This is a genomic window from Pseudomonas sp. 67(2021) (assembly GCF_017491835.1).
Taxonomy (GTDB): Bacteria; Pseudomonadota; Gammaproteobacteria; order Pseudomonadales; family Pseudomonadaceae; genus Aquipseudomonas; species Aquipseudomonas atacamensis.
Genome location: NZ_JAFGYL010000001.1, coordinates 627,614 through 652,567 on the forward strand (window position 1 = coordinate 627,614; position 24,954 = coordinate 652,567).

Consider the following 24,954-nt stretch of genomic DNA (forward strand, 5'->3'; position numbering starts at 1 on the left):
ACAGCGGACCTCCATGCATTCAGGCCGGCGGCGCCGGGAGCGAGTAATCGCCGCGACGAGAGGGATGAGGTATCGGCTCGCGGAAATTTGACCTCTTAGCTTGGTAGCCTAAATCGATGCCTACATGTCGCCGTTGATGGTTTTCTTGACCAATCACTCCATGCAGGCCAAAACTCACCCATCCTTTATGGCGGAGCTGATTATGGATGAGCATCGTGAAGTACCCGTTCGACTCGACTACTTCCGTTTAGTTAAACGCCTCAATGAGTACCTAACTAACCTCGGTGACGAGCGAATCGATGATGAAATTCATGAGGCTTGGGCAGGTTACTTTCAGGAGATGGCCATTACGCAGGATGAAATTGACATCATCGGCCCTTGGTATAACAGGTACTACACGGTCAGCCTCTCGATTCCAACTTTGCGTCATTACATTGAGCACCTCCGAGCCCACTCTTCATTGCCGGATCGGCGCCTTGTTGATCAGGTTGAAAGTGATGCAGCGACAATCCTTGAGGCATGTTCATCAATGGGGCTGAAAGGCCACAGGCTCTCTGACGCGCTCTTCCAGGCAGCCGCACTGGTTCACCACGCTGCCTATCGTGCGAATTACCCTAACATCGATTCAGCTTTGATCCGGCAGGAAATCGAGAGCCGCGCACGACTCGCGGACTACTTCTCTCGTGACATTTTGAATGAAGCTCAAAAGGGGGTCGGTGCCGCAGCCAAGCTAGGCAAAGCTCTTTTTCCAAAACACTGAAATCCGATCCCGGCACAGCGGTTGTGTGTGAGAAAAAGAAGATTCCGTGAGTACGACCCATGATCCAAGCAAGGCCCTACTTGATGGTCCCAACCAAGAGGGGTGACGTTTGGTCGGCGATTCTTTCGTCTTCATTAAGGTTTTGGTATGCCAAGCGTGTGAGGGAGCGCTCTCTTCCGGTAACGTACCGTTTATGTGACCACACCGGTCTACGGCAAACGCGCACGTTCAATGGTGCCGGCGGCTTGTCGGCCGCCGGTCCTTGAATCATCAAAAAGGGTTTGCTTTTCCGTCGACCTATAGACTTTTCGCTGCCTCTTAGTGGCCAACAAGCGGCGCATCGACCGTCAGTACGCCATGCTCGGTTTCGATCTGAAGAGTCGTTTTGTACTTATCGTCATCATCGTAAGGGTCGCCAACCACCGAAACATGGTTTCCTGCACGAACGATTGCCGCACGAGATTGCCCCTGCTTTCGGCCCGCATGATCGAACAGGACTACACGACTGACTTCAACAATTTTTCCAATCAGCTCACGGGATTTTTCATCTGTTGCGGAGAGAAACTCTTCACCAGTTAGATCACGGTCATCGTCGGGATTCGAAGGAGAGTGTTTTTTGAACTCCTTCAACAGCTTCTTCAGTTCTGGGGTCCGGCTTTTTTCCCACGGTTCGATCATGCTAATTCTCCTTAAATGTTGTGGAGCTCGATGCAAGCCACTTTAATTTTAAAAATCTTGTTTTCCAGCAGGTCCTAAGGGCGCATCCGGAACTCGCAAGCGGGATGGTGTTACAGCGAATCTAGCTCAGCTACGCGTCGTTGTAGATAGCGCCTACGCCTAAGATTTTAGCGCGTCGGCTTTTTCAGCTCTCACGGCACCATCCGCCAACCATTCAACCTGTCCCAACCACGCAGTTCTAAAAACCGCTGGCTGCTTGGCGGATTCACTATCCAGAGTAAACACCAGAGTTCGCACTTTCACGGTTGTTGAGGACGACCTTGTTGTAACCCAAGAAATAGAGCAGATCCCACCTCCGCAGCCACCAAGGCAGTACCTAGTGCCATCTTCAACCCGCATGCGCTCCGGACCTTCATTTGCGTGCGATTTTCCGCCGCTATTGCGTAGGTCACCTGAATAGGATTCCATCCGCAGATCAAGGATGGAGACCCCTATGTACCTAGCTGAACTCACCATTAAAAACTTCCGCAAACTGCGTGAGGCTAGGCTGAAGTTTCAGCCCGGACTGAATGTTCTCGTCGGCCCCAATAACGTGGGCAAAAGTGCCGTTGTAGACGCGCTTCGGACCCTCTTGGCCGGGCACGAGGAGCCATTCCCACGTCTCGATATCGCCGATCGGCATCGACCCGAAGAAAGTGAACCAGAAGGCGACATCAGCTTCCACTTCGTCTTCAAGGATCTCAGTCACGAGGACGAAGCCGACTTCATCGCGGCTCTGCAGCCCAGTACTGACAACACCATGGAAGCGCATATCCACGTCAGATACACCGATGCCGATAAGTCTGGCCGCTTCCGAGTGAAACGGTGGTGTGGAGATCACCAGGACGTCCCGCTGACCGTGGACATGATGGAGAACCTGCGCGGCGTCTACCTACAACCTCTGCGTGATGCTGCCCAAGGACTGCGGCCAAGCCGCAACAGCCAGCTGGCTCGCCTACTTCACCTTCTGACCGATGATGAGGGTCGTGAGGCGATCAACGCTGCGTTGAAAGAACTAGATGATCAGCTACAGCAGAACAAGGCGATCAAAAGTACCCATGCGGCGATCTCCACCCGGCACGGCTCCATGATGGGTGAGCAACTGGCGCAGGTACTGGCCGTCGGACTCAGCGCAACCGATTTTCAGCGGCTTTCAGCCCGCCTCTCCATGACTGCTCAGTCCATGGAAATTGAGCAAAACGGCCTCGGCTTCAACAACCTAATTTTCATGGCAGTAGTGCTTAGCGAGCTGGCGAAGAACCCTGATGCGGCGTACAGAAGCTTGATTGTGGAGGAGCCGGAGGCTCACCTTCACCCACAATTGCAGCGCGTACTATTAAGCTACCTGGCCGGAATCCCCACCAAGGAAGGTGAAAAACCGGTGCAGTTGTTCGTCACCAGCCACTCGCCGAATTTCGCCAGCAATTCGAAGCTCGAGTCTTTGGTGTGCTTAGTTGAGAACGAAGCTGGCGTGGAGGCCTTCTTTCCACGTGATGTCCAATTCGCGAAAGGCAAAAGGGAGAAACTGGAGCGCTACTTGGACGTCACCCGAGCTGAGTTGTTTTTCGCCCGCCGCGTAATTTTCGTGGAAGGTGCCGCAGAGCTCATGTTAGTCGACGCGCTCGCAAAGATTTTGGGATTCGATTTGCGGGAATATGGGATCAGTTTGATCAGTGTCGAGGGGCTGAATTTCGACTCGTTCTTGCCGCTGTTTGGAGAGAAGGGGCTGCGCATCCCGGTCTCGGTCATAACCGATGCTGACCCGTTCGACGAAGAGGAGGTGTCAGAACTAGCTGGGGCTGAGCGACCTTACGAAGAGATTCAGGAGGATTTGCTCGCGGAGGCAGCCTACCTCGACGAAGCAGATGCGGAAGACGGGGATAAAGTCGAACAGGTGACCGACGGAGGTAACGAGCCAAAGAAAAAGAAGAAGCTGAAAGCTGCATATCCAGGGCTCGGTGATGCTGTTCGGATATCGAGTAACACTTTGAAAATGAAGGAATCCGAAGATCAGTTTGTGAAGGTGCACCACGGTGTAAAGACTCTCGAGTACGACCTGGCGCTGCTGGCGGAGAATCGGGACGCCATGCTGAAAGCATTGGCTGAACTTCATCCCAAGATCTCTGTAGCGCTGCGCAAAATCGTGGACGGCGCGCCAGATAACACTGCTAAGGCCAAGGCGCTGTTCTGCGGGATGTTCGAGCGCAAAGACACCAGTAGCAATGTGCAGAAAGGCCGCTTCGGCCAAGCGCTTGCCCAACAAATTACTATAACGCCCGGATGCAAGGTCCCAGAGTACCTTGAGCAAGCGATCCGACACGTTTGCCAGGGAGCGGACAAGGCATGAAGCTATCGGGCGAGCAGAAAGCTGTAATTGAAGCCCCCTTAGAACCGATGGCGGTCACGGCTTGCGCGGGCAGTGGTAAAACAGCCACAGCCATCCGGCGGCTGATCGCCATTCGGCAAAAGCTGGCCGACGACCGCGGCCGCGTCGTGCTGTTGTCGTTTTCCAATGTCGCCGTCAATACTTTCAACAAGGGGTACGCAGAGCTGGCCTCCGATCTGCCTGACGACGCCAGTCGTAAGCGTGTAGAGGTGGACACGCTTGATGGTTTCTTCACTCAGCATGTTCTTCGCCCCCATGCCTACCGCACCATGGGCAGCACGCAGACCCCCTATCTTGTATCGGGTTCAGAGCCCTTCTTAAGTAGCTTCCAGTACTGGAAGAGCGAAACCGAGCGCCCAATCCCGATCAAGGATATGCAGGTGGGCGTAGAAAATGGAAAGTCCGTTTTTTTCATCGACATTCATGGGACAGCTGAACATCTTGATCACGCGAAGGCCAAGACGCTCATCGAAAAGCTGGGACGCACTGGCGCATATACCCATGATTTGGGACGCTACTGGGTAGTTAGAACGCTTCTGAATCAACCCGCCATTCTGCGTGCGTTGGCCACTCGATATCCGCAGATCCTGATCGATGAGTCCCAGGATCTGGGCACGATGCACAAAGTGACCTTGGAATTGCTCATAAAGGCGGGCGTGCAGGTTTCACTGATCGGTGACGTTAACCAAGGCATCTTCGCCTTCGCGGGCGCTGATGGCATGTTTTTGAAAACCTATTCCGACCGCGAGGGAGTCAGAGACTACAAGCTTACCCGCAATTACCGCTCCCTCCCTCCAATCATTGGTATTGCCAATCAACTTTGCGGCCGTAACGATGAGCCAGACAGGCAACCCGAACAAGGCGGGGCGTTCTTCGTAGGGTACAAAGACGCCGAACTCCCTAAGCTGTTCAGCTCTTTCAAAGTTCGCCTCAGTGAACTGGGCATACAGGTTGCAAACGCAGTCATTCTCAGCCGGAACGCTGATCGCGCCGCCAAGCTTGCGGGTAAGTCAGCCGCGCCAGGAATGGGTATTGTGAACCTTTTCGCAGAAGCGACATTGGCCCGCGATCAGTTGCATCGTTATCAGGATGCTTTCCGTCTGGTTTGCAACGCGGTTGTGAGTCTCCTCGAAGATGCCCCGCCTGGGCTCAGTTCGGCGCTGCTGGGTTCGCCTCATGATGGCTGGATGCTGAGACTCAGGAGATTGCTGTGGGCATTTACTCGCAATGCGGAGGCCGGGCTACCGTCTTCTTCGCTGCAAGCCAAAGCAGAATGGCATCCGAGGCTCGTCACAAATCTGCGCACTTTGCTTGCCCAAATCGACCAACAGTTCGGACTGACCACAGTCGCTACGTTCGGAAATAAAATGGCCAAGAGGCGCTTGGACGATATCGCGCTTAGCGGTGCCAACGCCAATGATAAAGAAGGACCTGGCCTACGAGTTGAAACAGTTCACCAGGTTAAAGGCGAATCCATCGACGCGGTGCTCTACATCGCGACCAAGGCCAACATCAGCGCGCTGCTGGCCGGTACCGCTACGGAGGAAGGCCGCATCGGCTATGTGGCACTGACGAGAGCGAAAAACCTATTTTGGCTGGCCGTCCCAAACAGTTGCCTGGGCGCAATGCGCGCCGAATTGATCAAGGCTGGCTTCACAGAGGCCTCGTAACGGTGACGATGAGCCAACCAGGCTCATCCCATCATGCAGCTGTCGGAGCGACCAGAGCCTTCTATCCGACAGAAAGCCTCTGGCATCCCGTCCCGCCTCGTCTTCCTGCACCCGCATTCGCCAATATTGGTTAGGCTTGACCCAAACCACCGATATTTAAGTGAAATTGCGGAACGCAGTGGGCAAATCCTCTACAGACAGCTTGATTCCTTGTGTTGAACAAAGCAGTCGTCAGAAGAGCTCATGGCCGTGGCCAGAACAGACGATTGGAAATGATGAACGCCGGGGAAACTGACGTTGATAACTTGGCCGTTACTCATCCGAACCGACCAGTGTTACTCGTTGAGCTTTGCCGAGAGCCATTTCGTCTTCCCGTTTGCACCTTTGCCGATCTCCAACAAAAAGATCTGACCATCGAGTCCACGCGATGAGAAGTCGATAGAGCCATCTGTCGGTGTGTAGATTCTTGCTGTCGACCGGTACGGACGGAATGCGGAAAGCAGATACTGTCGGCCATCGACCAGTGATGTGAAATAACACCCAAGACTTCCAGCAGCTGTCTTATTTGACCAGACCTTGAAGTCCAACCGAGCAAGCCATGTGCCTGTGGGAACATCTTCCCAAGAATAGGACTTAAGCTCATAACCCGCTTCCAGCGCACCTTTGTAGCTCCAGCCTCGCACCGAACTTTCGGCGGGTATGTCATACGTTTCGTCCATTGTCTTATTCCTCCGTGATTGGTCTGCCTATAGAGGCTGCGCACCGACATTCCCATGGTGGGTGACTGACGTCAATTTGTTCCACCATCATCGTCGAATGGGCCCTTGAGTACGCCGCTCTTCCTTAAGGCCGGCAACAGCTTGGAAAAACCAGCCTTCACACAGGTGTATCTCGTACCGTTCACCGTCATGCTTCGTTCCATAGCCCCAATGTGCCTGCAACGTTGCAAATTGAAGCCCACCGTTGTGTACCTTAGTGGTGAGCCGACAGATATCGCAAACAACGTCTTCGACACCATCAACTTCGACCTTACCGATAACTTTCATCTCCTATCTCCTCACGCCAGCGAGCGTATGAAAGCAGCCCCGAGTGACCGTATCGCGTGGAGGGGCACATCGCTATTGGTAAACACCCAAGCGAGCGCGCTCTAGGTAGTCCACCACAACCTTGAAACCCACCGAGGTATTGAGCATCTCGAAAGGAACAATCCCTGACAGGTGCTTACACGACCGTCCCAGCCAATTCTCGGCGAGCGTTTGAGAGCCGAAGACCATCACTGCAAGCTCAAGTCCCTGGGCGTATTGGAGCGCTACAGCGCTCTGCTGGGGATTCAATCGGACTTCGTTCTGGGGGTTACTGAGCCGTTGGATGGTCCGAGCGGACTTCCCCATGATTCGCTCCAGGAGCTTGTAAGATTTGAATAGGCTTGATGAGCGGACCATAGCCTGAACATCACTGAGGGCAAAACCAGCTTGGACGAGGCGCAGGATGTCCAGATGACTCAAGCTTCCCGTCTCAGCCTGGGTCAACTGGAACGTCGGTGGTTGAGCTGCGGCTCCTGTTTGAGGTCTCAAGATAGAAGAACTCATTGGACTGACCTCCCAATGCTCCGGATGCCAGATTTAATCCGTTTCTCTCTCATTGTAGTGATCATCTGCTTCGAAAGTGAGTTAATCCCACCTCGGCTCGCAGGATCGCTAAAGATCACTACTTCACTCTCAAACATCCGAGCAACTCCGGCAGCACATCGGTCGCTCTCTGCATGTGGGTCATGATGCACACCTGGGCGATCAGTACGGCCCTATCGTTTGAACAGCAGCTTCATGTAGGCCCGAGTTCGCGGATATCGATCTCGACGTTCCAGACGCTGTGCAAGGCGTGGGAGCAGGGAGAAGATCTGCGACTGCTTGAGACACAGGTTCTGATCCGATCCGAATCGCCGAATAATCTCAGCTTCCAACTCACGTTGCAGTCCATCGTCCCTACTCTCCCAATCGACTCGCGGATTAGGGTTTCTAGCAGGTTTGGGCACTTGACTAGCCTGCGCATACAACCACTCTCTGTCGTGACGATGCAGCCAGGTGTAAAGCGATTGGCATTCGCGGCGAAGCTCAGTGAGAGAATGCGATGGAAACCGCGACTGAAGCTCAGCCCATCGTAAGCGATGATCAGCCTGATCGAGAGCCATTCGTCGAGCCTCCCATGATGCTTGAACGCCACGCTCCGCGCGGAGCAGTTTGTTCACCGTGGATATGGTGAGTTGAAACTCCCGGCAAATTTCATTCTTTGCCGTTCCTTCAGCAAGTCGGCTCAGTAAATGTGCCCTGAATTCAGGCTTGAGCCGCTTCGGCCGAGGGTGACCCTTTCTGTTTGCCGGTGATACTGAAACGTCAGGTACTGGGGGTGACGCCGGCAGTGCCGAAATTGCTTTCCGCTGAGCACAAGCGACATCGTGGCATAACGCAAAGGACGAAACCTCGCCGAATAGCCAAGTAATCATCATCAGGTGTTTGAGTGGATGAATGTGCCGCCGTGGTGACCGCACCATTTGACTGATGAAGCTGGTGGCGGCGGTCTCAGTGGATGGTAGCCCACCATATGGACGAAACCTTCGCAAAGGGCTGATATGCGTCAACAGGCTCTGTGCCGCGCTTTCTGTTGGTAGCCACTTGCGGTAGAGCTGGGCGACCACTACTGGATCAAAGTGCTTGGCCAAGCCTAGAGACCCCAACTCGCGGCACACCGAGGCCAGTTGAGCGAGGCGCTCCCGTTCCAGGGAGTTGATCGCGCCACAATCCGAATCGCGTAATGTGCCAGCGCAAGGCATCGTCCAAGTGAAGCGCCCACACCAACGGCGATTTTGGCTGCATTCGCAAAGCACTTCACTGTGCTCAGGGCATACCACCACACCTGGGTACTGATGGGACAGATGCCAATATGAGACCCCACACGAGTCCAGATCCCGAGCCATGCAGGACCGGCATGCTCGCAAAGGATGATCAGCACCGAATCCTCCACAAACGAGGCCGAGTTGGTACTTCAGCGGTCCAAGCAATGGGCCTCTGATTTGAACAAGGGCGGCGGCGACTGAGCTATCCGACTGAAAAGGGGAGAAGAACGGGAAAATGGTGCGCTGTTCGATGATGGAGATGGCTTCTCCCCAAAGGCCCGAGGTGTTCCGCTCGAAAGCATCCAGACCACAAGGCACATCGTGCTTGATGCACCGTTCTGAGAGGCTGAACAGCTGCTCGGTAGTCGCAGCTGGGCGGAGGTGACCAGACAGGAAATGCAGACGACTGCAAAGACTGAAGAACGTCTCTCCCGGTAGCCAAGCGAGGGAAAGTCCAAAACAAGAGGTAGCCATGGGCACCTCTCCATGCGAGAGGTTTCTCGGGCACGCAAACGTGCTGTGGATAACTTATTGTAGCCGGATGGCAGATGTGGATAGTTTGTTTGGAACTATCAGATAGCGTAGATATTCAGCTACGCCTTAGCAATGTGGATAACTTTAAAGTTATCCAACGAAGAGCAATTGAAACCTTTTGCACACATTAACCATTCAAACTTACGCTATATCAAGCAGCTAGGGAAGGGACCGGAATCTTGTGTGCGCTGTGCAAAAAGCTTTTATGGTTGTCAACACAGCTTTCATAGCGTTACCATGTGCAGTAATCGCTATATGCTTAACTGCGAACCGATCTAAAAAAGCATACATAGCGGCGTATGCTAAGCCTCCAAACTTCTCTCTGCGCCAAGAGCAAAAAGTTTGCTGCCAATTAAAATAGCCAAGTTATAGAATATAAAGAGGTAAGCGGTATGAAGAATTCTGGTTAGCTTTTCGGGGAGCCAGAATAGACAAAGGCCTGAGTTTTACCCCAAGCCCCTGTGTCAAGATTAGTGCCCTGACACAGCCATTGTCTATCTGCATGCGCGGGGCGTCAAGTCCTGCGGTCCCCCTTCGTCCCTTGAAACGTAAATCCGGGTGCCTCAACAGCACAAGGTCGTGTGCGTACGCCTTTCGTACGCATGTACTCCACTTGGCCACCGCTGGCAGAACAAGTGGTATGGGTATGGACAATAATGATTTCTGAAAAAACGCTGAAGCGGATTAGAGACCGCCAGGGCAATTTCCGGTGGGGGGACGATTACGTTCCCGCCATTTGTGCTGTACCAGGTGAAGCCCCGAAGACTTCGAGGATCTGCCGCCTTAACAGCCGAAAGCTCGGCCGCACACTTCACCTGCTATCCATTCCTGAACGAGTGTTTACGCAACTGGCGTTGTTCAATCCAGCAGTGTTTGAAATTCATGAGCAAAAAATGCTGCACCCGGTGCCGCATGTACATCCCCTCCATGGCCACCCTTTCGCCCTTGGCTTGAGTCTCAGTCCTCTAGTCGGAACTCTCGCCGCAGCAAAAGATATAGGGATGGACCATGCCAAGGTGGTGATAGAAACGCCGTGCGGCGAACGCCAGTGGTCCGCCTACCCATACCTGGGTGACCTACTGATCTACCTCCGCGAGCCGGGCACGGCGCCCTATGCTCTAAACTGGAACATCAAACTTTCTAAGTTTGATTTTATGGAGAAACGGCGTTCAGCGGTTAAATCATTAGAAGCGCGAAGAAAAGATCGTGAACGCGCAGAGTTACGCCTTCACCTAGAAGAAACTTATTATGCAAGCGCCGGTATCAGAACAGTAAATCTCTCGCTCGACGATATTGACCCCATTGTTGTAGCCAATCTAGATCAAATTTTTGGTTTACATGACCGTCCTCTCAGCCTTGACCAAAATTTACTGGAGGACTTCAGCCACCAATTACAAGAAGATTTTAATATTGGCCGCCCTCCGGCACTGGCGGCCATCACCTATGGCAACAAGTGGGGGCATCGCGACCAGTTCATCGCCCGCATTTATCAAGATATTTGGAATAGATCGCTACCAGTAGACTTATTTCAATACATACAGATCGACCAACCACTTGGGCAGGCCCGGTGCGAAGTGATTGAGCACTATCGCCATTTTTTCTCGGAAGCCGCTCTATGATGGCGGGATCTCGACTGATTGCACCACAAGGCTGCGGTGAACTCGTCAAAGGAAAGGAATACCACTTTCTCATCAGTGATGGCGGGTGTAACCGTGTCCGCTTGGTCGAATTCGATGAAAAAGGGTCATCTGCGAAGCTGCACACAATGACCCGGCTGCGCTTCGAAGCGGCGCTCGAGGCTGGTGAGATCGTAGAAACAGGTAGCCATGATTATCCGCCATGGCTGACAGCGGCAGCAGGCATCGAAACCAAATGGCGCGAAAGCCGCCGCGTTAGCTCGAAACGGTCCTACGAGGAGATAGTTGACGGCCGCCTACTGAGGATCGTAGAACTTATTCCCAAGAGAGCAGAGATACTGGCCTCGGACGACCCGGAGGCAGTTATTAATGCTCACGCTAGGACTTCAAGGCCGAGGCAGCACCCCGCACGTATCCGGCTATGGTTCTTCACTTATCTCGTATTTGGGCAAACAAAATGGGCATTGATGCCCCGCTTGGACGCATGTGGAAAGTGGGACAGAAGTGAGAAAACCGATAAGAAACTGGGTCGCCCATCCGGCCAAGGCCAGAATCATGGGTATCCCATAACTCCTGACATGAAGGAGAAAATCCTAACTGCCTTCTCGAAGCACTCACGGGTAGACAAGACCAAGGACGACATCTACGGGGATTCACTGCGAAAGACATTTGGTTGCCGTACTCGCCAGGGCTCAGCGGGGAAAGAGTTCTACCATCCCGACGGTGAGCCTTATCCAAGCTTCAATCAGTTCTGGAATTGGGTACAACGGCTAACAAACCCCTCTGCCCTTGCGCAAGCGATGAAAGGGCCAAGCGCTGCGCGTGCAAAATCCGGCCACATTGGGAGCTTTGCGCAGATGATAGGTAATCTCAATCAGCGATTAGAATTTGATGGTTATTATCCAGAGGAAAAATTATCTGGGTTCATCGAAGGATCGCCACTGGATTCATTTTGCGTGGTGAGAGCAGTGTGTGCACTTTCAGGAGCCGTTGTAGGTATAGGCTTTGCCAGAGGCAGAGAAAGTTTGGAGGCGTACCGGATGGCCCTATTTTGCATTGCAATCGGCAAGGTTAAATACTGCAAGCTATTTGGTATGAATATCAAACCTGAGGAGTGGCCCTGCGAAGGACTCTCAAGCCAGATGATATTCGATAGAGGTCCAGGAGTGCATATAGATGTCTCTGGTGCAAAAGAATGGTTAGGCCGCTTGGAAATTACCCCTACACATTCTGGGCAATCTAAAGCCACAGTTGAATCCTCTCATCCTAGAGATAAAAAGTTCAAAGATCAGCCGGCACATGTTCATAGCGGCCTCAATCTTGTTGAAATGTCACGTCGAGAGATACGTCGGGTTATCAAGGACAATGAAACATCCGACGCTAGCGACCGTATGGATGAGGAAATGTGGCTGGAAGGCTTCTCGCCGACCCCTCTGAACGTATGGAACTATCACGATGCGCTTGGCCGCAATCATGGCATCAAGATGTCGCCAGAAGAAGCTGTAAGGGAATTTTTGACGCCTATGCCTGCGGTGATCAGGGAAAAAGGTGTCTATTTACTCGGAAGAAAGTACAACTCAAAAGAATTGACCGATACAGGTATATTTGACCGAGTTGCTGGTGGTCGCGTGATTCACGCGACAACATATAGCATGACAATGTGCGTTCGACACATATGGATAGAGGTTGAGGGAAGGCTTTACGAACTCAACTGCGTTTTCACCGCAAGCACAAGACGTGGCAGCACGGACATCTCGCTCGAAGACCTTCAGTACATCAACGAATCACGTCTCCAAGCTCAAGCAAAACGCAGAAAAGAAAAAATTGCCATTGATCAGCATCACTATCAAGAGTTTGAAAATGAGACGGGCAAGCCTTGGCATGCTGGAGTGAGAAAGTCAGGGCGTCCGGCTAAGAATCTTGAAACACAGCGAGACTTAGATGATCAAAGACGACTGGTAGGTAATAAGCCATGATTGAAAGACTGCGAACCAGATTCGATGGTTTGATTGACATCGAGCACATACGGAAAAAAGTAACAGTCCGACCAAAACCCGTCGGCGACATAGATCGACTACCACCTATGTTAGCTGCACACATCCTTGATATGTCACTAAGACAAATTTACCTGCCAAATCAATTCAGTTTGGAGCTTATTGCAGAGCTAGTGGGGAAAGCAGCAGTCCATTCGGCAATACGTTCCGAAACAGAACAAACGTTTGTCAAAGGCATGTACTACCCTATAACAGCCGAAACTTTCCCGATCTGCCTTACTGGCTTAGCGGGTGTGGGTAAATCGGCAACCGTCGAAGCGCTACTTCGCGCTATGCCCGGCCCTACTGAGTTCAAGCTAAATCATTACATGGAACCTCAAACAGCCGAGTCTTACTGGTACGCCAGCGCTAAAGGTAAAGCGTCTGGTAAGCAGCTGCTCACGGATTTTCTTGGCATTGAAGCGACTACACGAGAGAACACTGCAATCCTCAGATTAAGAGCGCAGCAGCAAGCACATCAACGCGGTATCTCGTTGGCAATCCTTGAGGAAATGCAGCATTTAACACCTGGGAAAGGGGCAGCCCTGACAACCGACATACTGCTTACTATGTCCGGCCTTGGCTTACCCATGGTGTACGTATCTAATTTCAGTTTGGGACATAAGCTGCTTAAACGTAATCAGGAAGACACCCAACGCCTAGTCGCAGAGCCGAGAATCATGTGGCCAGACGCCCTAGAGTCAAAAATCTGGGCTGAATTCATAGACGAATGCATTACCGTGAGTGATGGTCGAATTCGGGCCAATCTTAAAGATTTTTCTTACGAAATCTATCGCGGGAGCTATGGGCTAAAACGTGCAGCCATTCACCTAATGATACAGGCATATATCCAGGCTCGTTCCTCAAATCGCGCATGGGTTGAAATTGAGGATGTGCAAAGGGCTTATGCCTCAAGCTCATATTATTCGTACCGGGTGGACGTTGAGGAACTGGAGCGGATTGCTATTCAAAAGAACTCCAAACGTGATGACCTCAATTGCCCATTTGGCTCTCCCATGCGCTCGAATGTGGTGCAGTTCGTTAGGAAGGAGCGCGACCATCGGGTCGCTCAAGCTGCTTTCAAAGGTGCGCTGACGGCTGAAGAGCGTGAAGCTCATAAAAGCTTGAAGCTGGATACCGACATGAAGGCTCAAAACCCGAAGCGCCCTAAGCGACCGCCTTTAGGAAAACCTACAAATGATGATTTGGGGAATGCGTTCAGCGACTATTTCGGCGACAAGGAGGACAATTAATCCTAATACCTGTCTTGGTACTCAACGCGCATCAGGTCATCTATGTTGCGAACCAGCTTATCTGTTTCACGCAGACTGTCTACTAAAGCAGCAAAGCTGCCATACAACATTGCTATAACTTCAATAATATTATGAGAATACCTATCGTCAGGGCGATATGTCAACCATGTGTCGGAAATTCCTTTAGAGCTTTTAAGCCTCCAATTTATCGCCATTAACTCTTCCTCACTAATACTTCCCTCCAGTGCCATTTTATTTGCCTGACCCGCAAGATGTTCTATAGCAGACTCCAAATCAACGGCAAACTTTGATTCTCCGATTTCCGCGAAAATTCTTGCGAATGTCAGTTTATATTCGTGTGGATTTTTCGTGGGTTCGCACTGATGGACATAGCTCCCTTTACACCCGCCCCAAAGTAGATCATGACCATATCCTTGGCGATGATATCGAATATCGTGCCTATATATAGGACATTGTCTAAGCAGGATTGTATTGTGCTTCGCACATACCTCCACATATCTATGGTCACGTCTCCAGTAAGGGAAACCAAGCGACTCAATGTCCTCTTTTACACAGTCAATGCAAATTCCAACTCGTTGACTTTCGGTTTCAAATCTCGTTTCGGAATCCTGATAATTGCGTCTGGTATAGCTGGATTGGCCGAAATCTGGAAAAACCCCTACCTGCGAATAACTCGTGTGTTCATGCAGCAGACGATTGAAATCATATGTATCAGCTCTGCCTAGCAGGTCAGCTATCACCCCGATAGACCATCCTCGCATGTAGTACCTGGATATTTCTTTGAGCTTTATCGACTCGGGTGATCGGGGGTCCAGGTAAAAATGCCTTTCGATGAAGGAGCGGAGAGACTCGTGCGGTTGGATGGTGAGCAGCAAGGAGGAGTACCCAATATTTCGAGGCACCAGAGGGGGCAGTAGAGGGATCTCTGCTCGGAGCCCCCAAAGGCTCCAAGCGAGACAGACTTTAATACTCAGAGACAGACTTTAATATTTACGATCAGAGCTTAGATCAACGGTGGATAACTTATTCCACAGTGACCGATTTCGCCAGGTTGCGCGGTTGATCAACGTCGGTACCCTTGAGCACGGCGACGTAGTACGACAGCAGTTGCAGCGGGATCGTATAAAGGATTGGCGAGAGAATGTCGTGGATGTGCGGCATCTGCACCACGTGGGTGCCTTCGCCATTGGTCATCGCGGCCTTCACGTCGGCAAACACGATCAGCTCACCGCCACGGGCGCGGACTTCCTGCAGGTTGGATTTGAGCTTTTCCAGCAGTTCGTTATTCGGCGCGACAGTAACCACCGGCATGTCGTTATCCACGAGTGCCAGCGGGCCGTGCTTGAGCTCGCCGGCCGGGTAGGCCTCGGCGTGGATGTAGGAGATTTCCTTGAGCTTCAAGGCACCTTCCATCGCGACCGGGAATTGCGCGCCACGGCCGAGGAACAGAGTGTGGTTTTTCTCGGCGAACAGCTCGGCGATTTTTTCCACGGTGCTGTCCATCGCCAGCGCTTCGCCGAGACGGGTCGGCAGGCGACGCAGTTCTTCGACGAGTGTGGCTTCGACGCCGTTAGCCAGAGTGCCGCGCACCTGACCCAGCGACAGGGTCAGCAGCAACAGGCCGACCAGTTGTGTGGTAAAGGCTTTGGTCGAGGCCACACCGATTTCGCGGCCGGCCTGGGTCAACAGGGTCAGATCGGATTCGCGCACCAGCGAGCTGATGCCGACGTTGCAGATCGCCAGGCTGGCGAGGAAGCCCAGCTCCTTGGCATTGCGCAGCGCCGCGAGGGTGTCAGCGGTTTCACCGGACTGCGAGATGGTCACGAACAGCGTGTCTGGCTGCACTACCACTTTGCGATAACGGAATTCGCTGGCGACTTCGACCTGGCACGGAATACCGGCCAGCTCTTCGAGCCAGTAACGCGCGACCATGCCGGCGTGATAACTGGTGCCGCAGGCGACGATCTGCACATTGCGCACTTTGGCAAACAGCTCGGCGGCTTGCGGACCGAAGGCCTCAACCAGCACCTGATTGTTGCCCAGGCGACCTTCGAGGGTGCGTTGGACCACGGCCGGTTGTTCGTGGATTTCCTTGAGCATGTAGTGGCGGAACTCACCCTTGTCGGCGGCTTCGGCACCATCGGTGTACTGCACGGTAGCGCGTTCGACGGCATTGCCGGTTACATCCCAGATCTGCACGCTGTCGCGACGGATTTCAGCGATATCGCCTTCTTCCAGGTACATGAAACGGTCAGTGACCTGACGCAGAGCGAGTTGGTCGGAAGCAAGGAAGTTCTCGCCCAGGCCCAGGCCGATCACCAATGGACTGCCACTGCGCGCGGCGACCAGACGATCCGGTTGCTGTGCGTTGATCACTGCCAGACCGTAGGCACCGTGCAGCTCTTTGACGGTCGCTTTGAGCGCGGCAGTCAGGTCCGGTTGTTCCTTGAGCTTGTGGGTCAGCAGGTGGGCGATGACTTCGGTGTCGGTGTCCGAGCTGAACGCATAGCCCAGCGCTTTCAGCTGTTCGCGCAGGGCTTCGTGGTTCTCGATGATGCCGTTGTGCACCACCGCAATGTCACCGGAAAAATGCGGGTGGGCATTGCGCTCGCACGGCGCGCCATGGGTAGCCCAACGGGTGTGGGCGATACCGAGGCGCCCGGACAGCGGCTGTTCGGCCAATGCGGTTTCCAGTTCGCTGACCTTGCCCGGACGGCGCATGCGCTCCAGGGTCTGGTCGTTGGTATAAACCGCCACACCGGCGCTGTCATAGCCGCGGTATTCGAGGCGCTTCAGGCCTTCGAGAAGGATGGCGGTGATATTACGTTCAGCTACAGCGCCGACAATGCCACACATGGTTATTTCTCCTGACTGACAGCCGCACAGATCAAAGTGATCCCACGGGCCTGAAGCTGATCGCGTGCCTCGACAGACAGGCGATCATCGGTAATGAGGGTATGGATGCTGCTCCAGGGCAGCTCCAGGTTGGGAATCTTGCGACCGATCTTGTCGGCCTCGACCATGACGATCACTTCTCGCGCAACGTCGGCCATCACCCGGCTGAGGCCGAGCAGTTCATTGAAGGTGGTGGTGCCGCGCACCAGATCGATGCCGTCGGCGCCGATGAACAGTTGGTCGAAGTCGTAAGAGCGTAGTACCTGCTCGGCGACCTGGCCCTGAAAGGATTCCGAGTGCGGATCCCAAGTGCCGCCGGTCATCAGCAGCACCGGCTCGTGTTCCAGTTCGCTCAAGGCATTGGCGACATGCAGCGAGTTGGTCATCACCACCAGACCCGGTTGCTGGCCCAGTTCGGGAATCATCGCGGCGGTGGTGCTGCCGCTGTCGATGATGATGCGCGCGTGCTCGCGGATGCGTTTGACCGCCGCGCGGGCGATCGCCTGCTTGTACTTGGAAATACTCTGCGCCGTTTCTGCGACCAGCTCTTGCGGCATGGTGATGGCACCGCCATACCGACGCAGCAAAAGACCATGGGTTTCCAGCGCAGCAAGATCCTTGCGAATCGTAACTTCGGAAGTTTCGAAACGCTTGGCCAGCTCATCCACACTGACTTCGCCCTGCTCATTGAGCAAGGCGAGGATGTTATGACGACGTTGGGGAGTGTTGCGTTTGGACATGGCGGCTTAAGTTTCGATTCGAAAGATAACGCGAGCAATGAAACTCTATCGAAAGGTTTCCGTCAAGACGCGGGGAGAAAAATTCAGAAAGATTGAAATGACTGTGGGAGCGAGCCCGCTCGCGAAAGGGAGTCTCAGCCACTGAAGACGTGACTGACAAACCGCATTCGCGAACAGGCTCGCTCCCACAAGAGGTTGTGGAAAAATCAGGATTTTTTGATTTTTTCCGGCCGTTTCCAGCCGTCGATGTTCTTCTGACGGGCTCGGCCAACCGCCAGCTGAGCGTTATCCACATTTTGCGTGATGGTCGATCCGGCCGCAGTGGTTGCACCGTTGGAGATATCCACAGGGGCGACCAGCGAGTTGTTGGAGCCGATGAACACGTCAGCACCCAGGACGGTTTTCCACTTGTTGGCGCCATCGTAGTTGCAGGTGATGGTGCCGGCACCGATATTGGTACGTGCGCCGATTTCGGCATCGCCCAGATAGGTCAGGTGGCCAGCCTTGGCACCTTCGCCCATGTGAGCATTTTTCAGCTCAACGAAGTTACCCACATGGGCGCGCGCTTCGAGCACAGTGCCTGGACGTAACCGCGCGAACGGACCAGCGTCACTGCCTTCACCGAGAATGGCGCCTTCTATATGACTGTTGGCCTTGATCACCACGCCCTTACGCAGGGTGCTGTCCTTGATCACGCAGTTCGGACCGATCTCTACGTCGTCTTCGATAATCACCTTGCCTTCGAGGATCACGTTGATGTCGATCAGCACATCGCGGCCTACGCTGACTTCGCCACGCACATCGAAACGCGCCGGGTCACGCAGGGTCACGCCCTGAGTCATCAGGCGACGGCCGGCGCGCAACTGGTAATGACGCTCCAGTTCAGAGAGCTGCTTGCGATCATTGGCGCCCTGCACTTCCATCGGGTCGTGCGGTTGTTCGGTAGCCACGACCAAACCATCGCTGACCGCCATTTCGATCACGTCGGTGAGGTAGTACTCGCCCTGCGCGTTATTGTTCGAGAGGCGACTCATCCAGTCAGCCAGACGATCGGCTGGCACAGCGAGGATGCCGGTGTTGCCTTCGGTGATCGCACGTTGCGCTTCGCTGGCGTCTTTATGCTCGACGATTGCCGCGACCTTGCCGTCAGCATCACGCACGATGCGGCCGTAACCGGTCGGGTCATCCAGCTCGACAGTGAGCAAACCCATCTGGCCCGGCACGACATGCTTGAGCAGACGTTGCAGGGTTTCCACTTCAATCAGCGGCACATCGCCGTAAAGAATCAGCACAGTGTCGGCGTCAATGAACGGCACCGCCTGGGCGGTGGCATGGCCAGTGCCCAGTTGCTTGTCCTGCAACACGAAATTCAGATCATCAGCTGCCAGACGCTCACGCACCACATCGGCACCGTGACCGATCACCACGTGAATGCGCTGTGGATCAAGTTGCCGAGCGCTGTGGATAACATGGCCGAGCATGGAGTTGCCGGCAATCGGGTGCAGCACTTTGGGCAGCGCCGAACGCATGCGAGTGCCTTGACCGGCCGCGAGGATAACGATTTCGAGAGACATGACTGGCTACCAATCCTGGGTGGTCAGCAACTGCGACCGGTTTGTGGGAATTCGGAAAAGAAAAAAGGGTAGCCGAGGCTACCCTTTTTTATCAATCGCACAACAAGCGGCTGACGGATTAACCGCCAAACTTCTTGCGGATCTGCTGGACGGTGCGCAGCTGGGCTGCAGCCTCGGCCAGACGTGTGGCAGCGGCGCCGTAATCGAAGTCCGCGCCTTTTTCGTTCAGGGCATTCTCGGCAGCCTTGAGAGCTGCCTGAGCCTGAGCTTCATCCAGGTCGGCGGCACGTTGCACGGTATCGGCAAGTACCTTGACCATGTTCGGCTGAACCTCGAGGAAACCACCGGAGATGTAGAACACCTCGGCTTCCCCGCCTTGCTTGATCAGGCGGATCGGACCCGGCTTGAGATTAGTGATCAGCGGCGCGTGACCCAGAGCGATACCAAGATCACCCAGTGCACCGTGCGCAATCACCATCTCGACCAGGCCGGAAAAGATTTCCCCTTCCGCGCTGACGATATCGCAATGGACTGTCATAGCCATCTGATTGCCTCAACCTAAATTAGCGCCCGTTGCCGGGCGCCGGGATTACAGTTTCTTGGCTTTCTCGATCGCTTCTTCGATGCCGCCAACCATGTAGAACGCTTGTTCTGGCAGGTGGTCGTAGTCACCGTTGAGGATGCCTTTGAAGCCAGCAATGGTGTCTTTCAGGGAAACGTATTTACCCGAAGCACCGGTGAAGACTTCAGCCACGAAGAACGGCTGCGACAAGAAGCGCTGGATCTTACGAGCACGGTTAACCAACTGTTTGTCGGCTTCCGACAGCTCGTCCATACCCAGGATCGCGATGATGTCTTTCAGCTCTTTGTAACGCTGCAGAACGTACTGAACGCCGCGAGCGGTGTCGTAGTGGTCCTGACCGATCACGTTCGGGTCCAGCTGACGCGAAGTCGAATCCAGTGGATCTACCGCCGGGTAGATACCCAGGGAAGCGATGTCACGGGACAGAACGACGGTGGCGTCCAAGTGGGCGAAGGTGGTCGCTGGCGACGGGTCGGTCAAGTCGTCCGCAGGTACGTATACCGCTTGGATCGAGGTGATCGAACCTTCCTTGGTCGAAGTGATACGTTCTTGCAGAACGCCCATCTCTTCAGCCAGGGTCGGCTGGTAACCTACTGCCGAAGGCATACGGCCCAGCAGTGCGGATACTTCAGTACCGGCCAGGGTGTAACGATAGATGTTGTCGACGAACAGCAGAACGTCGTTACCTTCGTCACGGAACTTCTCGGCCATGGTCAGGCCGGTCAGTGCTACGCGCAGACGGTTTCCCGGCGGCTCGTTCATCTGACCGTAAACCAGCGCCACTTTGTCCAGAACGTTGGAGTCCTTCATCTCGTGGTAGAAGTCGTTACCCTCACGAGTACGCTCACCCACACCGGCGAACACGGAATAACCGCTGTGCTCGATGGCGATGTTACGGATCAGTTCCATCATGTTTACGGTTTTGCCTACACCGGCACCACCGAACAGACCGACTTTACCGCCCTTGGCGAACGGGCAGACCAGGTCGATAACCTTGATGCCGGTTTCCAGCAGGTCGTTGCCGCCTGCTTGCTCGGCGAACGAAGGTGCTGCGCGGTGAATGCCCCAGCGCTCTTCGGTGTCGATCGGGCCAGCTTCGTCGATCGGGTTACCGAGGACGTCCATGATCCGGCCCAGGGTCGCTTTACCGACCGGTACGGAGATGGCTGCGCCAGAGTCGGTGACTTCCAGACCGCGCTTCAAGCCCTCGGTGGAACCCATCGCAATGGTACGCACCACGCCGTCGCCCAGCTGCTGCTGAACTTCCAGGGTGGTTGCGGCCGCGCTTTGTACAGTCAGCGCGTTGTAGATGCTCGGTACGCTGTCGCGTGGAAATTCCACGTCGATAACGGCGCCGATGATTTGAACGATACGTCCGCTACTCATAGCTGGATCCTCTGAATATTTGAACCGTTAAACCGCGGCAGCGCCGCCGACGATTTCCGAGATCTCTTGGGTGATCGCAGCCTGACGCGCCTTGTTGTAGATCAGCTGCAAATCGCTGATCAAATCACCGGCGTTGTCGGTAGCGTTCTTCATCGCGATCATCCGCGCAGCCTGTTCAGCCGCGTTGTTCTCGACCACCGCCTGGTAGACCTGCGACTCGACGTAACGAACCATCAAGCCGTCAAGCAGCTCTTTGGCGTCCGGTTCGTAGAGATAGTCCCAGTGGTGCTTGAGATCCTGATCCGGGGTTGCCACCAGTGGAATCAACTGCTCCACGGTAGGCTGTTGCGTCATGGTGTTGATGAACTTGTTGGACACCACGGACAGGCGGTCGATACGGCCGTCCAGGTAGGCATCCAGCATCACCTTGACGCTGCCGATCAGGTCATTGATCGACGGCTCTTCACCCAGGTGGCTGATAGCTGCAACGACGTTACCGCCGAAGTTGCGGAAAAAGGCCGCACCCTTGCTACCGACTACACACAGATCAATCTCGACGCCGTTTTCGCGGTTTACCGCCATGTCCTTGACCAGGGCCTTGAACAGGTTGGTGTTCAAGCCGCCGCACAGACCACGGTCACTGCTCACGACGACATAACCGACGCGCTTGATTTCGCGGTCGATCATGAACGGGTGGCGGTATTCCGGGTTGGCGTTGGCCAGATGCCCAATTACCTGGCGGATACGTTCCGCATAAGGACGGCTAGCAGCCATGCGCATTTGTGCCTTGCGCATTTTGCTGACCGCCACTTTTTCCATGGCGCTGGTAATCTTTTGCGTGCTTTTGATGCTCGCAATCTTACTGCGAATCTCTTTTGCGCCTGCCATGTAACACCTATCAGGTTAGCAAGCGGGAGCCTCGCGGCTCCCGCTGCGGCTTACCAGGTTTGGGTGGCCTTGAACTTCTCGATACCGGCTTTCATGCCAGCGTCGATTTCGTCATTGAAGTCACCTTTAACGTTGATCTTGGCCATCAAATCGGCGTGATCGCGGTTGAAGAAAGCGATCAGCGCTTGTTCGAAGCTGCCGACCTTGGCGATTTCAATGTCAGTCAGGAACCCACGCTCAGCGGCATACAGCGACAGCGCCATGTCAGCGATCGACATTGGTGCGTATTGCTTCTGCTTCATCAGCTCGGTAACGCGCTGACCATGCTCAAGTTGCTTGCGGGTCGCTTCGTCCAGGTCAGAAGCGAACTGGGCGAATGCCGCCAGTTCACGGTACTGAGCCAGAGCGGTACGGATACCACCGGAGAGCTTCTTGATGATCTTGGTCTGAGCGGCACCACCCACACGGGATACCGAAACACCGGCGTTCACTGCAGGGCGGATGCCCGAGTTGAACATGGCCGATTCCAGGAAGATCTGACCGTCGGTGATGGAAATCACGTTGGTCGGAACGAACGCGGAAACGTCGCCAGCCTGGGTTTCGATGATCGGCAGTGCGGTCAGGGAACCGGTTTTGCCGGTCACTGCGCCGTTGGTGAACTTCTCTACGTATTCTTCCGAAACGCGGGATGCGCGCTCCAGCAGACGGGAGTGGAGATAGAACACGTCGCCTGGGTAAGCTTCACGACCTGGTGGACGGCGCAGCAGCAGGGAGATCTGGCGGTAAGCCACTGCCTGCTTGGACAGATCGTCATAAACGATCAGCGCGTCTTCACCGCGGTCGCGGAAGAATTCACCCATGGTGCAACCGGAGTACGGTGCCAGGAATTGCAGCGCAGGAGATTCCGAAGCACTGGCAGCCACGATGATCGTGTTGGCCAGGGCGCCGTTCTCTTCCAGCTTGCGAACCACGTTGGCGATGGTCGATTGCTTCTGACCGATGGCTACGTAGACGCAAAAAATGCCGCTGTCTTTCTGGTTGATGATCGCGTCGATCGCCAGAGCGGTTTTACCGATCTGACGGTCACCGATGATCAGCTCACGCTGGCCACGGCCGACAGGGATCATGGCATCGACAGCCTTGTAGCCAGTCTGTACAGGCTGGTCTACCGACTTACGCCAGATCACGCCTGGAGCAACTTTCTCGACCGCGTCGGTCTCGGTGTTGCCCAGTGGACCTTTGCCGTCAACAGGGTTACCCAGAGCATCGACTACGCGGCCCAGCAATTCCTTACCAACAGGAACTTCGAGGATGCGGCCGGTGCACTTGGCGCTCATGCCTTCAGCCAGCGACTGGTAGGAGCCCAATACCACGGCACCTACGGAGTCCTGCTCCAGGTTGAGGGCCATACCGTAGACGCCGCCCGGAAACTCGATCATCTCGCCGTACATGACGTCGGCCAGACCGTGAATCCGCACGATGCCGTCAGATACGCTGACGACAGTGCCTTCGTTACGGGCTTGGGAGGTCACATCGAGCTTGTCGATGCGGCCCTTGATAATTTCACTTATTTCGGAAGGATTGAGTTGCTGCATTGCTCTGCTGCCCCTTCAAACTCAAGATTTCAATGCTTCGGCAAGTTTCGCGATTTTGCCGCGAATCGAGCCATCGATAACCAGGTCGCCGGCGCGGATCACGACACCACCAATCAAGGCAGCGTCCTCCGCAACTTGCAGGCGCACTTCCCGGTTGAGTCGTGCACTGAGAACCTTGGCGAGTTTGTCTTGCTGTTCTTGGTTCAATGCAAATGCACTGGTCACTTCAACGTCTACCGATTTCTCTTGTTCGGCCTTGTACAGGTCGAACAGAGCGGCGATCTCCGGCAGAAGCAGGAGACGGTCGTTCTCGGCAACGACGTTGATGAAATTGCGTGCCTTTTCATCAAACTTGTCGCCGCACACGTCAATGAACGTGGCGGCCTTTTCTGCGCTCGTCAGTCGCGGGGCCTTGAGCACGCGCTGCAGGGTGTCGTCTTGCGACACCGCTGCTGCCAGGCCGAGCATGGCTGACCAATTGGCCAGTTGCTGGTGGGCCTGAGCGTGCTCGAAGGCCGCCTTAGCGTAAGGTCGGGCCAACGTGGTCAGTTCTGCCATGATCGCCCTCGCTTAGATTTCAGCAGCCAGTTGGTTAACCAGCTCTGCGTGCGCGTTTTGATCGATTGTGGCACCCAGGATCTTCTCGGCGCCGCCAACAGCCAGCAAGCCCACTTGGGCACGCAGCTTGTCTTTGACGCTGTTCAGTTCCTGTTCGATCTCGGCTTGAGCCTGAACCTTCACACGGTCAGCGTCGATACGGGCTTTTTCAACAGCCTCTTCGACGATCTGGTTACCGCGTTTCTTGGCTTGCTCGATGATTTCAGCTGCCTGAGCTTTCGCTTCGCGCAGTTGCTGACCCGCTTTCTCTTGGGCCAACTCCAGGTCGCGAGCTGCACGGCTGGCAGCGTCCAGACCATCAGCGATCTTCTTTTGACGTTCGTGCAAAGCAGCGATGACCGGAGGCCATACATACTTCATGCAGAACAGTACAAAAATCAGGAACGCAACGGACTGGCCAATCAGGGTCGCATTAATGTTCACGCCAACACCTCGCAGTTACGTTGTCCATCACACCAAATTACCCGGAAGATCCGAGTAATCAGCCAGCGATCTGACCAACGAACGGGTTCGCAAAGGTGAAGAACAGAGCGATACCAACACCGATCATGGTTACGGCGTCGAGCAGACCGGCAACGATGAACATTTTTACTTGCAGCATTGGAACCATTTCTGGCTGACGCGCTGCGCCTTCCAGGAACTTGCCGCCCAGCAGGCCGAAACCAATTGCGGTACCCAGTGCGCCCAGGCCGATCAACAGTGCAACAGCGATAGCGGTTAGACCAACTACAGTTTCCATCTTTCCTCCCGACTTTTACGTCGTATGGTTTAGGT

General features: G+C 54.4%; 21 protein-coding genes. 6 read left to right on the forward strand and 15 right to left on the reverse strand.

Annotated elements, in window-relative coordinates:
- The first annotated feature begins 124 nt into the window (after positions 1 to 124).
- The gene (locus J5M66_RS02840) at positions 125 to 760 is read left to right on the forward strand and encodes a hypothetical protein (protein ID WP_103451457.1); all 636 of its coding nucleotides are present in this window, start codon (positions 125 to 127) and stop codon (positions 758 to 760) included.
- Positions 761 to 1,078: 318 nt separating this feature from the next.
- On the opposite strand, the gene J5M66_RS02845 is transcribed toward J5M66_RS02840, so the two are convergent.
- On the reverse strand, positions 1,079 to 1,438 hold the full coding sequence (locus J5M66_RS02845) for a hypothetical protein (protein ID WP_207807618.1): 360 nt from the start codon (positions 1,436 to 1,438) through the stop codon (positions 1,079 to 1,081).
- A gap of 493 nt (positions 1,439 to 1,931) precedes the next feature.
- On the opposite strand from J5M66_RS02845, the gene J5M66_RS02850 reads away from it, so the two are divergent.
- On the forward strand, positions 1,932 to 3,824 hold the full coding sequence (locus J5M66_RS02850) for an ATP-dependent endonuclease (protein WP_207807619.1): 1,893 nt from the start codon (positions 1,932 to 1,934) through the stop codon (positions 3,822 to 3,824).
- On the forward strand, positions 3,821 to 5,533 hold the full coding sequence (locus J5M66_RS02855) for an ATP-dependent helicase (protein ID WP_207807620.1): 1,713 nt from the start codon (positions 3,821 to 3,823) through the stop codon (positions 5,531 to 5,533). The genes J5M66_RS02850 and J5M66_RS02855 overlap by 4 nt, the downstream gene beginning before the upstream one ends.
- Positions 5,534 to 5,868: 335 nt before the next feature.
- Here J5M66_RS02855 and J5M66_RS02860 read toward each other — a convergent pair whose 3' ends face one another.
- From J5M66_RS02860 to J5M66_RS02870, 3 genes are all read right to left on the reverse strand, one after another.
- Positions 5,869 to 6,252 carry a hypothetical protein gene (locus tag J5M66_RS02860; RefSeq protein WP_207807621.1) on the reverse strand — a complete coding sequence of 128 codons (384 nt, stop codon included), beginning with the start codon at positions 6,250 to 6,252 and terminating at the stop codon, positions 5,869 to 5,871.
- Positions 6,253 to 6,339: 87 nt separating this feature from the next.
- Positions 6,340 to 6,579, reverse strand: coding sequence for a hypothetical protein (locus tag J5M66_RS02865; protein ID WP_207807622.1), 240 nt, complete (start codon positions 6,577 to 6,579; stop codon positions 6,340 to 6,342).
- Between the two features lie 72 nt (positions 6,580 to 6,651).
- Entirely contained in the window at positions 6,652 to 7,122 is a 471-nt protein-coding gene (locus J5M66_RS02870) for an antitoxin Xre/MbcA/ParS toxin-binding domain-containing protein (protein ID WP_207807623.1), read from the reverse strand.
- Positions 7,123 to 9,613: 2,491 nt separating this feature from the next.
- Here J5M66_RS02870 and J5M66_RS02880 point away from each other — a divergent pair.
- From J5M66_RS02880 to J5M66_RS02890, 3 genes are read left to right on the forward strand one after another with little or no spacing between them, the layout of a single operon-like run.
- A complete protein-coding gene (locus tag J5M66_RS02880; RefSeq protein ID WP_207807625.1) occupies positions 9,614 to 10,576 on the forward strand; it encodes a hypothetical protein in 963 nt (320 codons plus the stop codon).
- Positions 10,573 to 12,570 (forward strand): transposase, encoded by a 1,998-nt coding sequence (locus J5M66_RS02885; protein WP_207807626.1) that lies wholly within the window; start codon positions 10,573 to 10,575, stop codon positions 12,568 to 12,570. The genes J5M66_RS02880 and J5M66_RS02885 overlap by 4 nt, the downstream gene beginning before the upstream one ends.
- Positions 12,567 to 13,880 carry an ATP-binding protein gene (locus tag J5M66_RS02890; RefSeq protein WP_207807627.1) on the forward strand — a complete coding sequence of 438 codons (1,314 nt, stop codon included), beginning with the start codon at positions 12,567 to 12,569 and terminating at the stop codon, positions 13,878 to 13,880. The genes J5M66_RS02885 and J5M66_RS02890 overlap by 4 nt, the downstream gene beginning before the upstream one ends.
- 2 nt (positions 13,881 to 13,882) lie before the next feature.
- On the opposite strand, the gene J5M66_RS02895 is transcribed toward J5M66_RS02890, so the two are convergent.
- The 11 genes from J5M66_RS02895 to atpE form a co-directional block, all read right to left on the reverse strand.
- Positions 13,883 to 14,641 carry a hypothetical protein gene (locus tag J5M66_RS02895; RefSeq protein ID WP_207807628.1) on the reverse strand — a complete coding sequence of 253 codons (759 nt, stop codon included), beginning with the start codon at positions 14,639 to 14,641 and terminating at the stop codon, positions 13,883 to 13,885.
- A gap of 283 nt (positions 14,642 to 14,924) precedes the next feature.
- Positions 14,925 to 16,757 (reverse strand): glutamine--fructose-6-phosphate transaminase (isomerizing), encoded by a 1,833-nt coding sequence (gene glmS, locus J5M66_RS02900; protein WP_125916963.1) that lies wholly within the window; start codon positions 16,755 to 16,757, stop codon positions 14,925 to 14,927.
- 2 nt (positions 16,758 to 16,759) lie between these two features.
- Entirely contained in the window at positions 16,760 to 17,536 is a 777-nt protein-coding gene (locus tag J5M66_RS02905; RefSeq protein WP_016772409.1) for a DeoR family transcriptional regulator, read from the reverse strand.
- A 206-nt stretch (positions 17,537 to 17,742) separates the two neighbouring features.
- A complete protein-coding gene (glmU, locus tag J5M66_RS02910) occupies positions 17,743 to 19,110 on the reverse strand; it encodes a bifunctional UDP-N-acetylglucosamine diphosphorylase/glucosamine-1-phosphate N-acetyltransferase GlmU (protein ID WP_123441910.1) in 1,368 nt (455 codons plus the stop codon).
- A 118-nt stretch (positions 19,111 to 19,228) separates the two neighbouring features.
- Entirely contained in the window at positions 19,229 to 19,654 is a 426-nt protein-coding gene (locus J5M66_RS02915; protein ID WP_016772407.1) for a F0F1 ATP synthase subunit epsilon, read from the reverse strand.
- 45 nt (positions 19,655 to 19,699) lie between these two features.
- On the reverse strand, positions 19,700 to 21,079 hold the full coding sequence (atpD, locus tag J5M66_RS02920) for a F0F1 ATP synthase subunit beta (protein WP_016772406.1): 1,380 nt from the start codon (positions 21,077 to 21,079) through the stop codon (positions 19,700 to 19,702).
- A gap of 27 nt (positions 21,080 to 21,106) precedes the next feature.
- On the reverse strand, positions 21,107 to 21,967 hold the full coding sequence (atpG, locus tag J5M66_RS02925; RefSeq protein ID WP_007911960.1) for a F0F1 ATP synthase subunit gamma: 861 nt from the start codon (positions 21,965 to 21,967) through the stop codon (positions 21,107 to 21,109).
- A gap of 50 nt (positions 21,968 to 22,017) precedes the next feature.
- A complete protein-coding gene (atpA, locus tag J5M66_RS02930; protein ID WP_016772405.1) occupies positions 22,018 to 23,562 on the reverse strand; it encodes a F0F1 ATP synthase subunit alpha in 1,545 nt (514 codons plus the stop codon).
- Between the two features lie 21 nt (positions 23,563 to 23,583).
- Entirely contained in the window at positions 23,584 to 24,120 is a 537-nt protein-coding gene (locus tag J5M66_RS02935) for a F0F1 ATP synthase subunit delta (protein ID WP_016772404.1), read from the reverse strand.
- Positions 24,121 to 24,132: 12 nt separating this feature from the next.
- A complete protein-coding gene (locus J5M66_RS02940; protein WP_016772403.1) occupies positions 24,133 to 24,603 on the reverse strand; it encodes a F0F1 ATP synthase subunit B in 471 nt (156 codons plus the stop codon).
- A 58-nt stretch (positions 24,604 to 24,661) separates the two neighbouring features.
- Positions 24,662 to 24,919 (reverse strand): F0F1 ATP synthase subunit C, encoded by a 258-nt coding sequence (atpE, locus tag J5M66_RS02945; protein ID WP_003097235.1) that lies wholly within the window; start codon positions 24,917 to 24,919, stop codon positions 24,662 to 24,664.
- Positions 24,920 to 24,954 lie beyond the last annotated feature (35 nt).

Bases quoted from the DNA above. Each gene is read 5' to 3' on its own strand.
- J5M66_RS02855 (WP_207807620.1), top strand. From the start codon at position 3,821: ATGAAGCTATCGGGCGAGCAGAAAGCTGTAATTGAAGCCCCCTTAGAA.
- J5M66_RS02905 (WP_016772409.1), bottom strand. From the start codon at position 17,536: ATGTCCAAACGCAACACTCCCCAACGTCGTCATAACATCCTCGCCTTG.
- J5M66_RS02850 (WP_207807619.1), top strand. From the start codon at position 1,932: ATGTACCTAGCTGAACTCACCATTAAAAACTTCCGCAAACTGCGTGAG.
- J5M66_RS02880 (WP_207807625.1), top strand. From the start codon at position 9,614: ATGATTTCTGAAAAAACGCTGAAGCGGATTAGAGACCGCCAGGGCAAT.
- J5M66_RS02885 (WP_207807626.1), top strand. From the start codon at position 10,573: ATGATGGCGGGATCTCGACTGATTGCACCACAAGGCTGCGGTGAACTC.
- atpA (WP_016772405.1), bottom strand. From the start codon at position 23,562: ATGCAGCAACTCAATCCTTCCGAAATAAGTGAAATTATCAAGGGCCGC.
- J5M66_RS02870 (WP_207807623.1), bottom strand. From the start codon at position 7,122: ATGAGTTCTTCTATCTTGAGACCTCAAACAGGAGCCGCAGCTCAACCA.
- J5M66_RS02915 (WP_016772407.1), bottom strand. From the start codon at position 19,654: ATGGCTATGACAGTCCATTGCGATATCGTCAGCGCGGAAGGGGAAATC.
- J5M66_RS02840 (WP_103451457.1), top strand. From the start codon at position 125: ATGTCGCCGTTGATGGTTTTCTTGACCAATCACTCCATGCAGGCCAAA.
- J5M66_RS02890 (WP_207807627.1), top strand. From the start codon at position 12,567: ATGATTGAAAGACTGCGAACCAGATTCGATGGTTTGATTGACATCGAG.
- atpD (WP_016772406.1), bottom strand. From the start codon at position 21,079: ATGAGTAGCGGACGTATCGTTCAAATCATCGGCGCCGTTATCGACGTG.
- glmU (WP_123441910.1), bottom strand. From the start codon at position 19,110: ATGTCTCTCGAAATCGTTATCCTCGCGGCCGGTCAAGGCACTCGCATG.
- J5M66_RS02935 (WP_016772404.1), bottom strand. From the start codon at position 24,120: ATGGCAGAACTGACCACGTTGGCCCGACCTTACGCTAAGGCGGCCTTC.
- glmS (WP_125916963.1), bottom strand. From the start codon at position 16,757: ATGTGTGGCATTGTCGGCGCTGTAGCTGAACGTAATATCACCGCCATC.
- J5M66_RS02845 (WP_207807618.1), bottom strand. From the start codon at position 1,438: ATGATCGAACCGTGGGAAAAAAGCCGGACCCCAGAACTGAAGAAGCTG.
- J5M66_RS02865 (WP_207807622.1), bottom strand. From the start codon at position 6,579: ATGAAAGTTATCGGTAAGGTCGAAGTTGATGGTGTCGAAGACGTTGTT.
- J5M66_RS02860 (WP_207807621.1), bottom strand. From the start codon at position 6,252: ATGGACGAAACGTATGACATACCCGCCGAAAGTTCGGTGCGAGGCTGG.
- atpG (WP_007911960.1), bottom strand. From the start codon at position 21,967: ATGGCAGGCGCAAAAGAGATTCGCAGTAAGATTGCGAGCATCAAAAGC.
- atpE (WP_003097235.1), bottom strand. From the start codon at position 24,919: ATGGAAACTGTAGTTGGTCTAACCGCTATCGCTGTTGCACTGTTGATC.